Below are 12,974 nucleotides of genomic sequence, written 5' to 3' on the forward strand. Positions count from 1 at the left end.
AGTTTTATATATATCGTTTCAGTAATATACCGGTACGGCCCTTTTTAGTTTTTCCCTTTATCGCGGTGACTTCCAGTCTGCCGCGACCACGCATAGAAATAATGTCACCCGCTTTTACAGTGCGTGAAGGACTTGTTACCGGCTGCCAGTTTAATTTCAATTTGTCCGATTCGATATCCGCAGCCATTTTGCTGCGGGAAGCACCGTAACCGGCAGCAGCAATGGAATCAATGCGCAGTGAAGCGACTGTAGCTGAAATTTCCTTGCAGCGTTCTTCTCTGGCCGGGATGGTCATCAGGCTGCCAGAAGAGCAGGATACAGCAGCGGCACCTATTTGTGTAAGATTGTTGATAATAAAGTCACCTATTTGAGCGGTGCAGATTATTTTAGCACTGCCGGCGGTAATGAGCAGGTCACCGATATGGCGCCGGTCTATACCCAGACCAAGCAAAGCGCCAAGTACATCACGATGGGAAAGATGATAAAATTTATCATTCCAGGCAGCCTCAATTACTTTAAGGTCAACGTTTATTTTTCCGGGAAAGTCTGAATGAATAAAAATAGCACATTGACGTTCAGCACCATCATAACCACCATTGAATTCAACGCGGATGTCAGGATAATTTGCCGCAATAGTCTCAGCGATTTCCTGTCCGTAAGGATCTAAAAAATCACTTGTGCGGAATTTTTGTGTTTTTTTTACAGCTTCAGCATTGTCGAGGAGATGAACAGCATAAATTTCACCCTCGGTACCTTTATAAAAACGGATTATTTTTTCACGATCAGCCATTAGATTTTCCCCATTGATCTGGATTTGGCAACAGCTGCTGTTACAGTGTCGATTAAAGCACCGCGAACACCATGTTCTTCCATTACCTGGACACCTTCGATGGTTGTTCCGCCGGGAGATGTTACTTGATCACGCAATTGCGCAGGATGAAGTCCTGTTTCAAGCACCATTTTTGCTGAACCGAGAACGGTCTGGGCAGCGAGTTTTATTGCGGCATCACGTTTTAGCCCGGCTTTTACACCAGCGTCTGATAAGGCATCAATAATAATAAATATAAAAGCAGGACCGCTTCCGGATAAACCGGCAACAGCATCCATCAGTTTTTCCTCAACAATTATTGCGGCACCTGCAGCAGCAAATATTTTTTCAGCAGTAACACTGTTGGTTTCATTTACATGCGAGCCAAGTGAAATAGCTGACATGCCGGCTCCCACAGCCATTGGTGTATTGGGCATAACCCGAACAACCGGATTTTGCGGGAATGATTTTTCTAAGACGGACAAAGTTAATCCGGTTACAATTGAAATTATCATTGTGGTCGGATTGACAGTATTTTTTATCTCATCAATTGCTTTTTTTGCCGTTTGCGGTTTTATGGCCAATATAAGAACATCAACGTTTTTAATAAAATTGTCGGAACCAACATAAGCATTTATATTATATTTATTTTTTAAGTATTCACAGCGGGAGGCTTTGTGATCGGAAACAAAGACGTTTTTTTCCGGCAGTAAATTTTGGGAGGTAATGCCGCATACTATGGCCTCAGCCATGGCGCCGCCACCGATAAATCCTATTTTCATTAAAATCACTCCAGTATTATTAATATAAAATTATTCCCAGGGAAGTTTATCATCCTGAGATGGTTGCGAACGACGGGATGGCGGATCGGAAAAAGTCACATTTACATTGTTAGGGGCACATAAAAATATATGTTGACCTACTTTTTTTATATCGCCGGCTAAAGCATATGTGGCACCGCTAATAAAATCGATGATCCTTTTAGTAGTATCATCATTGGTATTTTCAAAATTCAGAACTACCGGTTTACGTGCCTTAATATGGTCGGCAATTTGCTGGGCGTCATCGAAGGAAACCGGTTCGATAATAATAACTTTCATTTGTCGATTTGTTCCGGCTGAACCACTGTTGGCAGAATAGGCTGCTGACTGAAAATCCACAATATTATCCTGATTATTCATGTCATTGTATTCGGACGGATCACCGTCAAAATCTCTGTCTTGCATATTATCGGAATTCTTGTTTTTATCGTCGTTAAGGCCTATTTTGCTGCCAAACTTATCGAACAAACTCATAATAATCCTCCTTAATATTGGCGTGGGCCAAATATTGCGGTGCCTACACGCACAATGTTGGCTCCTTCTTCTACAGCAATTTTATAATCATGTGTCATTCCCATAGAAAGATAACGGATATCGGCATTATGGAAATGCAAATGTTTTACTTTTTCAAATAATGTGTACATCTTTTTAAACATTGGCCGGACTTGCTCCAAATTATCCAAATTTGGAGCAATAAACATAAGACCCTGCAGTTTTAATGATGACAGATTATCTACATCCTGAAGCAATGCATTTAAATCTTCTATATATATTCCAGTCTTGCTCAATTCTTTTGCTAAATTGACTTGGATCAGTATATTTTGTATCTTATTCAGTTTAGCAGCTTCTTTATTTATGGTTTCAGCAAGTTTAATACTGTCGACCGATTCAATGAAATCAAATATTTTTACAGCATGCTTTACCTTATTAGTTTGCAAATGTCCGATTAAATGCCAGGCAACCTGACGGTCAAGCTGTCCGTATTTTTCCCAAGCTTCCTGAACACGATTTTCACCGATTGTATCAGCTCCGGCATCAATAGCTTCACGCATTTCAGCAACGGTATGATTTTTGGTTACCGCAATTAACTTGACTTTTTTTGACATTGCCGCCTGACGTTTTTTAGCAGCTTCAATAATGCATTGTTCCACGGATAATAGATTTTCTTTAATCATCAATATATACTCCTTTAAAGACAGAATAATTCGCCTGTACGATAAGATTACGGCCAATAATCATCGTCTTTAATGTTAACTATAATAAATTCCCCTTAAACAAAAGGTTTTCCTGCAATAATTATACCCTTTTAACAATAAAATTTAAATGTTATTTAAACAAATTACAGCAGCATGACGGCCAGTTTTTCCCTTATCGGCTCTATATGAATAAAAAAGTGAGGAATTACAGCTGGTGCATGGACTTTCAGCAGCAATGTTGCAAGATAAAAGGCCATGTATTGTGAGCAGTGCCTTATTGGCTTCATAAAGTGAAAGATGATAACGGTCATTTTGTTTAACTAGTATGTGGTCAAGGGTAAAATGAGTGGAATCATTAAATAAAGCAGCAAACTTGTCAGCAACTTCATCACCTATTTCGTAACAACACTGTCCGATGCAAGGACCAATACCGGCAATACAGTCTTGTGGATTGGTTTTATAAGCCCTGTGCATTGTGTGCAATGTACTGGCGGCGATATCGCCAACAGTCCCGCGCCAGCCAGCGTGAGAAAGACCAACTGCTTTATGTACCGGATCATATATCAAAAGTGGTGCACAATCGGCAAAAAAAAGCATTAATGGAGTATTGGGAACATCGGTTACTAATCCGTCGGTATCGGCAATAGTGTCATTAAGACTAAGTGTACCCTTGCCGCGATCAGCCTTGGTCACAATATGGACATGAGTACCATGTATTTGTTCGCAACACACAGTATTTTGTAGGGAAAGATTCAGCTGTGAACAAAAAATATGCCTGTTTTCAATTACCTTATCAGGAACATCAGCAACATGCAGACCCAGATTTAATGATTTGTAATAAGAGTCGCTGACCCCGCCAATGCGGGTAGAGATGCCATGAATAAAATTTTTTCGATATTTGTTAAGTAAATCAATTGTATATACAGATGGAAAACTATTATTGTACATTTGCAGCTCCTTTCAGCAAACACCGCAGCGCCAGCAATTTTCAAAACATTTCAAGGTAGGTTTTTCTTGTTTTGCCATTTCTAATTCATGAATAAAATAGGATTTTTTTACTCCCATATCCAAAGTGTCCCATGGAAGAATTTCATCAGTGCAGCGCTGCCGATAAAGATAAAAATCTTCATCGATATGGTGCTGTTTCATTACTTTAGGCAATAATTTCAAACTGCCGGATCTATATGTCTCAAGCAGAATTTGTGAAATGCGCCGGTCACCACGGGCCAGAATGCCTTGCAGGCATGATTCTCTCGAAGATTCTGTCAGTACTTCAATACGTCGATCTTTTTTCAAAGTATTTTTGATATGTTTTAATATGATAGAGGTCGATTTGATATCAGCCATTGGCAGCCATTGGAAAGGAGTGAATGGCTTTGGCACAAAAGGATTTATACTCAAAGTCAATTTACCATGGGCATTGTGATCGTCCATATAAGTTCGCAGTTTATATGCCATAGTAATTATTGCTTCTGTGTCTTCAAAGGTTTCTTCCGGCAGTCCCACCATTATATACAAACGGAAATTTTTAATACCGGCTTTTATTCCCATATCCATTGCACTATATAAGTGTTTATCTTCAATGCCTTTGTTGATAATGCGGCGAATCTTATCACTACCGGCTTCAGGAGCTAAAGTCAAGGTTTTTTGACCACTGGCTGCAAGAGAGTCAACTAACAGCTGCGTGACTGAATCGGCACGAAAAGAAGCTACGGACATAGGATGGTGGGTTTCATTGATAAATTGACAAATAGTATCTATTTGGGGATGATCTGAAACCGCCGCACCCATCAGGCCAATTTTTTTTTGTGACGGGACGGCTAAAATCATTTTTTTAATAGAAGCTATGCTTCTGTTGCGAGGTTTCCTGAAACAATAACCTGCCATACAAAAGCGACAGTGGCGGCCGCAGCCACGTGCTGTTTCGATAAGATAAAAATTGAACTCAGTGTTATTACTGCTGATTACAGTATGTGCCGGATATGCATCAATATTTTTTATCCACTGCCGCGAAACTTTGCATGGAACATTATTTTGTGGTTCGATAGCCGATAATAAACCGGATTCACTGTAAAAGTGGTGATAAAAACATGGAACATATACGCCGGGAATATGGGCAAGTTTCAGCAAAATATCATGACGTGAAATATTTTTACTGCGGCAGTCAAGATAGGCATCAAGAAGATTATTTATTGTTTCTTCTCCCTCACCAATGATAAAGGCATCGATAAATAATGACAATGGTTCGGGATTGAAAGTGGAACAGGGACCGCCGGCAATAACCAGTGGATCATGATCTTTCCGTTCACTGGATAAAAGCGAGACTTTTCCCAACTCCAGCATAGACAAAACATTGAAATAATCAAGTTCAAATGATATGGCAAAGCCGATAATGGCAAATTCATATAAAGCAGTCTGTGATTCAAGACTTAAAAGAGGGGTATTAGTCTGATCATACTGTTTTTGCAGATGTTTATCGGGCACGAAAAAACGTTCAGCGGCAGTATCAGGGCGGGAATTGATTTGATTGTAAATTATATGCATACCCAAATTGGACATACCAACGTTGTATTGATTGGGATAACATAATGCAAAACGTGTGCGGATACCGGTGGGAAAGATGCTGTATCCGGTTTCATCACGCAATATACTTTGCAGGTAACTTTTAATTTTCCATGACAAAATTTATGCCTCCAGCGATAAAATATAAACAATTAAAAATAAAAAAGACCATTGCCAGAACTTTAAGTATCAATAGCATAATATCTATTATGCCGATTAACAACAGTTTTGGCAACAGTCTTTTTATTATTTATTTCCCTTGGCAGCACGCAATTCTTTTAATTCTTGGGCAAAGTTATCGATATCAGTAAATTTGCGATAGACTGATGCAAAACGTATATATGCGACTTCATCAAAGCCTTTGAGACGCGCCATTACTAATTCACCAATTTTTTTGCTGGGAATTTCTGTTGACATCATATTGCGCAATTCTTTTTCAATATTGTCAGCAAAACGAATGATTGTTTCAGTTGGAATGTCCCTTTTATAGCAGGAACTGATAATTCCGTTGCGCAGCTTGTTGCGGTCGAATACAGCCCGGCGCCCGTCATTTTTTATTACGAACAGTGGAATGGTTTCTACTGTCTCATATGTAGTAAAACGCTTGCCGCATGCAGAACATTCTCGGCGGCGGCGTATTGATTTTCCGTCATCGACAGAGCGTGAATCAATTACGCGGCTGTCAATAGTTCCGCAAAATGGACACTTCATGGATACACCTGCTTTATTTTTTGATATCTTCCACTTTATTATCGGCAAATTTTTTAGTTACGACAGCACCGACAGCACCAAGGTTATCAATAGATTTGCCGTTGAAGGTAACTTTTGCTGCACCGGCATTGCCTAAAGTCATAGTAATATCTTTTTGTCCGTCCCAGTTAAATGAACTACCCTTATCGACTGTCTTGCTGAAGACAGTTTTTCCATCTATAGTCACGTCTACCCAGCATTTATCATTAAAGACGGCATTTATATGCACACCGCTTGGTTTTTCAACAGGAGGTGCAGTCGGTGGAGCAGCTGTGGTCTGTGAAGATGGATTGGCAGGTGCCGGATTAGGTGATGTTGGCGTGGAAAATGAGGAGAAAATAAAATAAGCTGCACAGGCAATTATTATTATTATGATGATTCCGCCAAAGACGATGTTGGAAAAGTTTCTTTTTTTCCGACGATATTTTATACGCTGATCAAGAGAGACAGCAGGTTTTTGCGAAACTGTCTCAGTGGTGGTTGCCTGAGGTGTTCTATCAGGAGCAGCGTTAGGTACACCAGCTGCCGGTTGTTCGGCAGGCTGCCTTTCAGCATAATACTTGTTTAGCATTTCATCTTGATCAAGCCCTAAATACTTAGCATATGTTCTGATAAATCCCTTGAGGTATACTTCACCTCGAATTGTTTTGTAGTTACCCTTTTCTATGGCATCTAAATATAAAGTTCGTATATTTGTTTCACTTTCGACGTCCTTCAAAGTGAGCTGCTTTTTTTCTCGTTCTTGTCGAAAAATATCGCCAATCATGCCATTTTCTCCCTTCATAAAAGTACATTGTATTAATTATAGCGTATATCAGATTTTTTGACAAACTATAGAATTACAACTAGGTAAGGTATAAATGTTCCTTGCGAATGTATTGCTCAACAGTTTCGGGCAATATATACTTTATAGAATAGCCCTTTCGCAGACGATTGCGTATGTCGGTGGAAGATATTTCCAGTTCAGGTGTGGCGAGCTTGTGAATACGCTTTTCGCCCAATTCACCAAAATGTTTTTTTATGGCATCAACATCAGGTATACAGCCTTGTCGCGTAGCTGCAATAAACTGACACATATCCAGTAATTCTTCAATACGATCCCATGTGGGCAGTTCCTGGACAGCGTCAGCACCGGTAATAAAATAAAATTCGGTGTCCTGTGGATATGTTTTGATCAATTCCCCAACAGTATCAATAGTATAGGATGGGCCCGAACGACGCATTTCAATATCAGAAACTTCGAAATAAGGATTGGAACATGTTGCAAGTAAAGTCATATTAAAACGATGAATAGCAGGAGTGATAGTAAGACCTGCCTTGTGGGGTGGATTGGCTGCCGGTATAAAAATAACCTGTTCCATTTTATATTCATCACGTACTGCCTCGGCAGTCATTAAGTGACCGTAGTGTATGGGATCAAAAGTACCGCCCATAATACCAATTTTTCTCATTGAAATGCTCCTGCTAAAGATTTTAGTAAAAAATATATTACCAGCATGATAATAAGCATAAATAAGATTGCCCTCAAGTAATCAAGACAATCATGTTGTCCCTTTGGTGTATGAAGATATTGCTGTATAGTGCGCAGATAGCCGCATAGTTTATTCATCAGCGGATCTGCCCGTTCCCATCAATCAAATATTTCATAGTAGTTAAAGCGTTGAGACCCATAGGACCTCTGGCGTGCAGTTTTTGCGTGCTGATGCCTATTTCAGCGCCAAAACCAAATTCAAAGCCATCAGTAAAACGGGTGGAAGCATTTACATAAACGGCAGCGGCATCAACGGCTTTTTGGAATAAACGGGCATTATTATAATTGTTGGTGATTATGACTTCCGAGTGGCCAGTATTATATTTATTAATGTGTTCTATAGCGGCATCGACATTATCGACGACTTTTATTGATAATATCAAATCGTGATATTCAGTGGACCAATCTTCTTGTGAGGCGGCAGTCATACCAGGATAAATAGCCTGCGTACGGGGACAACCTCTCAGTTCAACTTTATATTCGGCAAGTTTACCGGCGATAATGGGAATGAATTTGTCAGCAATATTTTTATGAACCAATAGTGTTTCTATAGTATTGCAGACAGCCGGCCGGGAAGTTTTAGCATTTATTATGATGTTTTGAGCCATATTGAAGTCAGCATCCTCATCAACAAAAGCATGGCAGATACCGGCGCCGGTTTCAATTACCGGAACGGTACTGTTTTTAACAACATAATTTATCAGGCCGTTACCGCCACGGGGAATTATTACATCAATATGTTCGCGCAAATGAAGCATTTGGTTTACGATACTTCGGTCAGTTGAATCAATGAACTGAATGGCACCTTCCGGAATACCGGCTTGGTAGGCAGCCAATGCTAACATAGAACTTATTATCCTATTGGAATTTATTGCTTCGGAGCCACCGCGCAATATAATAGCATTGCCGGATTTTATGCATAGTCCGATAACATCGGCAGTAACATTAGGTCTGGCTTCATAAATTACGCCGACAACTCCGAGAGGTACACGCACTGCTCTTATGTCCAATCCGTTAGGACGGCGCATTTCCATTATGCCGCCGCCGATAGGATCGGGCAATGCCGCTATTTGACGCAGACCATCGGCAATTTGGTGAAGTCGTTCTTCATTGAGCATGAGACGGTCAAGTAAAGCTGGACTGAGATTTTCATTACGTCCGGCTGATAAATCTAATTGATTTTCCGTTAAAATAAGTTTTTGTCGATGTTCGAGGCAATCGGCCATAGCTGACAAGGCATTATTTTTTTCCCGTGTTGACAAAGCTGCTAATTTGTGCGACGCATCATCGGCAGCTGCAGCCTGTTTGTTTAAAGCTGCCATCATTTCCATAAAGAAAACCCCCTTCTATAAAATAAATACTCTAAGTCATTAAAACCATATTATCACGATGGATAACTTCATCATACATTTTTCCTGTAATCAAGGAGGAAAATTCACCCGTGTTATGGCCCTTGATTTTAGCTAATACAGCAGAATCATAATTTATTATACCACGGGCGATTTCCCGTGAGTCCGGTGTCAATACCCGTACAGTGTTTCCTGCTGCAAATTCACCATCAAAATCTGTTATACCGGCTGCCAGAATACTTGAACCGTTGTTGACCAGGGCAAGTTCACAACCATGATCGACAGTAATACTGCCGGCAATATTTTTACCAAATGCCAGCCAGCTTTTCCGGCGTTTTAGATGTATTTCACGAGCCGGGAAAATCGTTCCAACATTCCTTCCGGCAATTATATCAGTTAAGATATTTTCACGACTGCCATTGGCAATGACCATAGTGACACCGGAACTGGTAGCAATTTTTGCTGCCTGTATTTTAGTGTACATTCCGCCTGTGCCGAGTTTTGTACCGGCGCCACCGGCAGCCCGTTCAATTTTCGGAGTTATATTAGTTATTTTTTCAATGAATTTGGCATCCGGATATAGCTGAGGATTCTTATCATAAAGACCATCAATATCGGTCAGCAATATTAGTGCATCAGCATCGACTATACTGGCAACAATTGCTGATAAAGTATCATTGTCACCAATTTTTAGCTGGTCAACAGCTACAACGTCATTTTCATTGATTATGGGGATGACCTGCATTTGCAATAAAGCTAAAAGTGCATTGCGGGAATTTATATATTGAGAATAGCGCACAGAATTTTCTTTTGTTAAAAGTACCTGGGCAACGGTTTGACCATATTCATTGAATAATTTTTCATAAATATGCATTAAAATGCCCTGACCGATTGCAGCCAATGCCTGTTTTTCCGGGACATTGTCAGGTTTATGTTTTTTATTCATCCGTGCCAAACCGGCACCGACGGCACCGGACGTGACCAATAGTATTTCTTTGCCCCTATTGTTCAAATCTGCCAATTGCCGTACAAGACATTCAATGCGTTGAATATTGAGTTTGCCTGTGGGATAATTCAGGGTGCTGGTCCCAATTTTAACGATGATGCGGCCGGCATTTTTAAGCCCGATTCTATCCGTCATAATACTTACCTTCATTCATTAGTGACTGTCAGTCTTTTTAAACAGGCGGACAGCCTGATTCAATAAATCATTCCGTAATAATGCTGATGTAATAGTTTATTTACTTAGGCAGTTCTACTTTGGGCTTTTTGAAATTCCTGCGGAATAAAAGTGCATTGCGGCCAATTATCTGCACCAGATCACAATTAGTTCGTTCAGCCAGCAGTTTTATAGAATCATCAGGTTCCTGCGGACAATTCTGCAAAACGCGTATTTTTATTATTTCACGTTTAGTTATGGCATCGTCGGTGCTTTTTACTACTGCAGGTGTAATACCTTCTTTGCCTACTTGTACGACCGGTTCAAGTTTTGTTCCCATAGCGCGCAAAAATCTTTTTTGTTTTCCTGTTAATGTGTTGCGAATCAAAATATATCCTCCAAATAGGTTATTCCTTAAATTCAAATTCCATGGCACCGATGTGGACCGTATCGCCCTCTTTTATACCTTTTTGTTTAAGTTTGTTATCAATTTGCTTCATTCTCCAGATATATTGAAAACGGCGTAGTGCCTCATCATTAGCAAAATTAGTCATAGCGACAAGCTTCTCTATTGCTTTGCCGGAAACAACAAAATCACCGGTCATATCACGGGAAATTTTTACTTCATCGGCTGTATCTTTGGTGACATCGTACAATTTGACTGAGTCTTCTGTTTCCGGTACAGCGGTATAATTAAGCAGCATCGTATAAACATGCTTGATAAGATCAGACAAACCTTGCTTAGTAGCAGCTGAAATAGGGAACAATGCCATTTTTTCCTGTTTCGCAAGAGCTATAAGGCGCGGCAGATTTTCCTGCGCCTGAGGCAGGTCGATTTTGTTAGCTGCGATAACCTGGGGCATTTTTGTTAATTTATCAGCGTACAAGCCAAGTTCTTTATTTATTTTATGAAAATCATCCACAGGATCACGGCCTTCAATACCAGAAGCATCAATTACATGAATTAATATTTTGGTACGTTCAATATGGCGCAGAAAATCGTGCCCAAGGCCGACACCTTCGGCAGCGCCGTCAATCAGACCGGGAATGTCAGCCATAACAAAACTTTGCTCTGGACCAACATTTACGACGCCAAGAATAGGTGATAACGTGGTAAAATGATATTCGGCAATTTCAGGGCGGGCTGCTGATACTGCAGCAATCAGACTGGATTTACCGACGCTGGGGTAACCAATAAGCCCTACGTCTGCTAAAACCTTCAATTCTAAAAGTAAATTTTTGCTTTCGCCGGGTTCACCGAGCTCGGCAAAAGTAGGTGCACGATTGGCACTGTTGGAAAAACGGGCATTACCGCGTCCACCACGTCCACCAGAGCAGATGAGAGCAGTTTCATTTTCAGCTGTCAGATCAGCAAGAACAGCACCAGTATCCTCATCTTTAATAATAGTTCCTGCTGGTACTTTTATCAATAAATCGGGAGCATTTTTACCAAACTGATTTTTTATATCACCATTGCCGCCATTTTTACCGACAAACTTGCGATTATAGCGAAAATCGAGTAAAGTATTTATATTGCGGTCAACGATAAATACAATGTTGGCACCTTTACCGCCGTCACCACCGCTGGGACCGCCTTTAGGAACAAATTTTTCGCGGCGGAAGGCAGATTTACCGTTGCCACCGTCACCGGCTTTTACTGTGACTTTAGTTCTATCTATGAATTTCATTTTTAATCTCCTGGTTGTAATGGTTTATAATGAGTTGACCAAATGAATAATTGTAAAAAAAGGCCTATCTATCAAACAATATCAGAAAATACTATATTTGTAAAGACAGCAGAAAAAACATAGATACTTTTTGAATTATTTCCTAATAAATAGTTTACCATACTTTGACTAATATGATAAAATATTTTACTAGCCCGTGTGGGACTAAGAAAAATAAAAGATTTAACTAAAAGGAGAAATACATTGTTTACAACAGTCAATATATTAGGAGTGACGGTGGCATCGCTGACGATGCAGGAAGCTGTGCAGACAGCAGGGCACTTTATTGAAGGAAACAGTAAAGCAATGATAGCCACAGCTAATGCAGAAATGATCATGCGGGCAGCACATGATGAAAAACTGAAAGAAATACTCAATAAAGCTGATTTAGTAGTACCGGATGGAGCAGGTACGGTATGGGCTTCTAATTATTTGGGCGTGTCTATGCCAGAACGTGTTGCAGGGTTTGATTTAGTGCAGAATTTATTAAAGATGGCCCCAGAAAAAAACTGGCGGATTTTTTTCTTCGGTTCGGCACCGGGAGTCGCCGAAAAAGCTAAGGCTAAGGCAGAACAGGATTATCCGGGAATAAATATTGTCGGGACCAGAAATGGTTTCTTTACTGATGCCGATACCGCTGCTATAATCAATCGGATAAATGACACTGCTCCGCATATATTATTGGCGGCATTGGGGGTTCCAAAACAAGAAAAATGGCTGTATGCAAATTTGGGAAAATTAAACTGCCCGCTTTCCATTGGAGTGGGGGGAACTCTTGATGTGATGGCTGGAGTGATGAAACGGGCGCCATTATGGATGCAAAAGGCAAAGTTAGAATGGTTGTTTCGCGGAATAATGCAGCCGCAGCGGGCTGGCCGCTTATTGGCACTGCCTAAATTTGTCGGAGCCGTTCATTTATGGAAAAAGCACCATAATCAGTAGACAAAAAAACCTTATTATACTATAATTAGTGTGTTATAGAGGAATAGTAACTATACATGAATAATTATTTAGTTTTTAGGAAAGCGCTGGTTAATAAGTCTGTGAATTGGTCAGTTAAATGCTTTCTCA

14 protein-coding genes are annotated in these 12,974 nt (G+C 40.2%); 1 reads left to right on the plus strand and 13 read right to left on the minus strand.

Features of this window, described 5'->3' with window-relative positions; all coding sequences use genetic code 11:
* Positions 1-4: 4 nt before the first annotated feature.
* From F8M42_RS04655 to obgE, 13 genes are all read right to left on the minus strand, one after another.
* Positions 5-790, minus strand: coding sequence for a YlmH family RNA-binding protein (locus tag F8M42_RS04655; protein WP_182188185.1), 786 nt, complete (start codon positions 788-790; stop codon positions 5-7).
* The gene (proC, locus tag F8M42_RS04660; RefSeq protein ID WP_182188186.1) at positions 790-1,590 is read right to left on the minus strand and encodes a pyrroline-5-carboxylate reductase; all 801 of its coding nucleotides are present in this window, start codon (positions 1,588-1,590) and stop codon (positions 790-792) included. The genes F8M42_RS04655 and proC overlap by 1 nt, the downstream gene beginning before the upstream one ends.
* A 30-nt stretch (positions 1,591-1,620) precedes the next feature.
* Positions 1,621-2,103 carry a cell division protein SepF gene (locus F8M42_RS04665; protein ID WP_182188187.1) on the minus strand — a complete coding sequence of 161 codons (483 nt, stop codon included), beginning with the start codon at positions 2,101-2,103 and terminating at the stop codon, positions 1,621-1,623.
* An 11-nt stretch (positions 2,104-2,114) separates the two neighbouring features.
* On the minus strand, positions 2,115-2,804 hold the full coding sequence (locus F8M42_RS04670; RefSeq protein ID WP_182188188.1) for a YggS family pyridoxal phosphate-dependent enzyme: 690 nt from the start codon (positions 2,802-2,804) through the stop codon (positions 2,115-2,117).
* A 144-nt stretch (positions 2,805-2,948) separates the two neighbouring features.
* The gene (pgeF, locus tag F8M42_RS04675; protein WP_182188189.1) at positions 2,949-3,773 is read right to left on the minus strand and encodes a peptidoglycan editing factor PgeF; all 825 of its coding nucleotides are present in this window, start codon (positions 3,771-3,773) and stop codon (positions 2,949-2,951) included.
* 12 nt (positions 3,774-3,785) lie between these two features.
* On the minus strand, positions 3,786-5,507 hold the full coding sequence (locus F8M42_RS04680) for a TIGR03960 family B12-binding radical SAM protein (RefSeq protein ID WP_182188190.1): 1,722 nt from the start codon (positions 5,505-5,507) through the stop codon (positions 3,786-3,788).
* Positions 5,508-5,633: 126 nt separating this feature from the next.
* The gene (nrdR, locus tag F8M42_RS04685) at positions 5,634-6,098 is read right to left on the minus strand and encodes a transcriptional regulator NrdR (protein ID WP_182188191.1); all 465 of its coding nucleotides are present in this window, start codon (positions 6,096-6,098) and stop codon (positions 5,634-5,636) included.
* A 13-nt stretch (positions 6,099-6,111) separates the two neighbouring features.
* Positions 6,112-6,903, minus strand: a complete 792-nt coding sequence (locus F8M42_RS04690; RefSeq protein ID WP_182188192.1) for a helix-turn-helix domain-containing protein — start codon at positions 6,901-6,903, stop codon at positions 6,112-6,114.
* Between the two features lie 79 nt (positions 6,904-6,982).
* Positions 6,983-7,588: a nicotinate-nucleotide adenylyltransferase gene (gene nadD, locus F8M42_RS04695; protein WP_182188193.1), complete on the minus strand. Its 606-nt coding sequence runs from the start codon at positions 7,586-7,588 to the stop codon at positions 6,983-6,985.
* Between the two features lie 157 nt (positions 7,589-7,745).
* Positions 7,746-8,999 (minus strand): glutamate-5-semialdehyde dehydrogenase, encoded by a 1,254-nt coding sequence (locus F8M42_RS04700; RefSeq protein WP_182188194.1) that lies wholly within the window; start codon positions 8,997-8,999, stop codon positions 7,746-7,748.
* Between the two features lie 31 nt (positions 9,000-9,030).
* Complete coding sequence (gene proB / locus F8M42_RS04705; RefSeq protein ID WP_182188195.1) at positions 9,031-10,158, minus strand: glutamate 5-kinase; 1,128 nt, start codon at positions 10,156-10,158, stop codon at positions 9,031-9,033.
* Between the two features lie 100 nt (positions 10,159-10,258).
* Positions 10,259-10,564, minus strand: coding sequence for a ribosome assembly RNA-binding protein YhbY (gene yhbY, locus F8M42_RS04710; protein WP_182188196.1), 306 nt, complete (start codon positions 10,562-10,564; stop codon positions 10,259-10,261).
* Positions 10,565-10,583: 19 nt separating this feature from the next.
* Complete coding sequence (gene obgE / locus F8M42_RS04715; RefSeq protein WP_182188197.1) at positions 10,584-11,864, minus strand: GTPase ObgE; 1,281 nt, start codon at positions 11,862-11,864, stop codon at positions 10,584-10,586.
* Positions 11,865-12,107: 243 nt separating this feature from the next.
* Between obgE and F8M42_RS04720 the strand changes: the two genes are divergently transcribed.
* Complete coding sequence (locus F8M42_RS04720; RefSeq protein ID WP_229711465.1) at positions 12,108-12,845, plus strand: WecB/TagA/CpsF family glycosyltransferase; 738 nt, start codon at positions 12,108-12,110, stop codon at positions 12,843-12,845.
* Positions 12,846-12,974: the final 129 nt, after the last annotated feature.

The sequence above is a fragment of the Pectinatus frisingensis genome (assembly GCF_014076555.1).
GTDB classification, from domain to species: Bacteria; Bacillota; Negativicutes; order Selenomonadales; family Selenomonadaceae; genus Pectinatus; species Pectinatus frisingensis.

Coding starts and splice junctions, on each gene's coding strand:
- F8M42_RS04655 (WP_182188185.1), bottom strand. CDS start 790: ATGGCTGATCGTGAAAAAATAATCCGTTTTTATAAAGGTACCGAGGGT.
- proC (WP_182188186.1), bottom strand. CDS start 1,590: ATGAAAATAGGATTTATCGGTGGCGGCGCCATGGCTGAGGCCATAGTA.
- F8M42_RS04665 (WP_182188187.1), bottom strand. CDS start 2,103: ATGAGTTTGTTCGATAAGTTTGGCAGCAAAATAGGCCTTAACGACGAT.
- F8M42_RS04670 (WP_182188188.1), bottom strand. CDS start 2,804: ATGATTAAAGAAAATCTATTATCCGTGGAACAATGCATTATTGAAGCT.
- pgeF (WP_182188189.1), bottom strand. CDS start 3,773: ATGTACAATAATAGTTTTCCATCTGTATATACAATTGATTTACTTAAC.
- nrdR (WP_182188191.1), bottom strand. CDS start 6,098: ATGAAGTGTCCATTTTGCGGAACTATTGACAGCCGCGTAATTGATTCA.
- F8M42_RS04690 (WP_182188192.1), bottom strand. CDS start 6,903: ATGATTGGCGATATTTTTCGACAAGAACGAGAAAAAAAGCAGCTCACT.
- nadD (WP_182188193.1), bottom strand. CDS start 7,588: ATGAGAAAAATTGGTATTATGGGCGGTACTTTTGATCCCATACACTAC.
- F8M42_RS04700 (WP_182188194.1), bottom strand. CDS start 8,999: ATGGAAATGATGGCAGCTTTAAACAAACAGGCTGCAGCTGCCGATGAT.
- proB (WP_182188195.1), bottom strand. CDS start 10,158: ATGACGGATAGAATCGGGCTTAAAAATGCCGGCCGCATCATCGTTAAA.
- obgE (WP_182188197.1), bottom strand. CDS start 11,864: ATGAAATTCATAGATAGAACTAAAGTCACAGTAAAAGCCGGTGACGGT.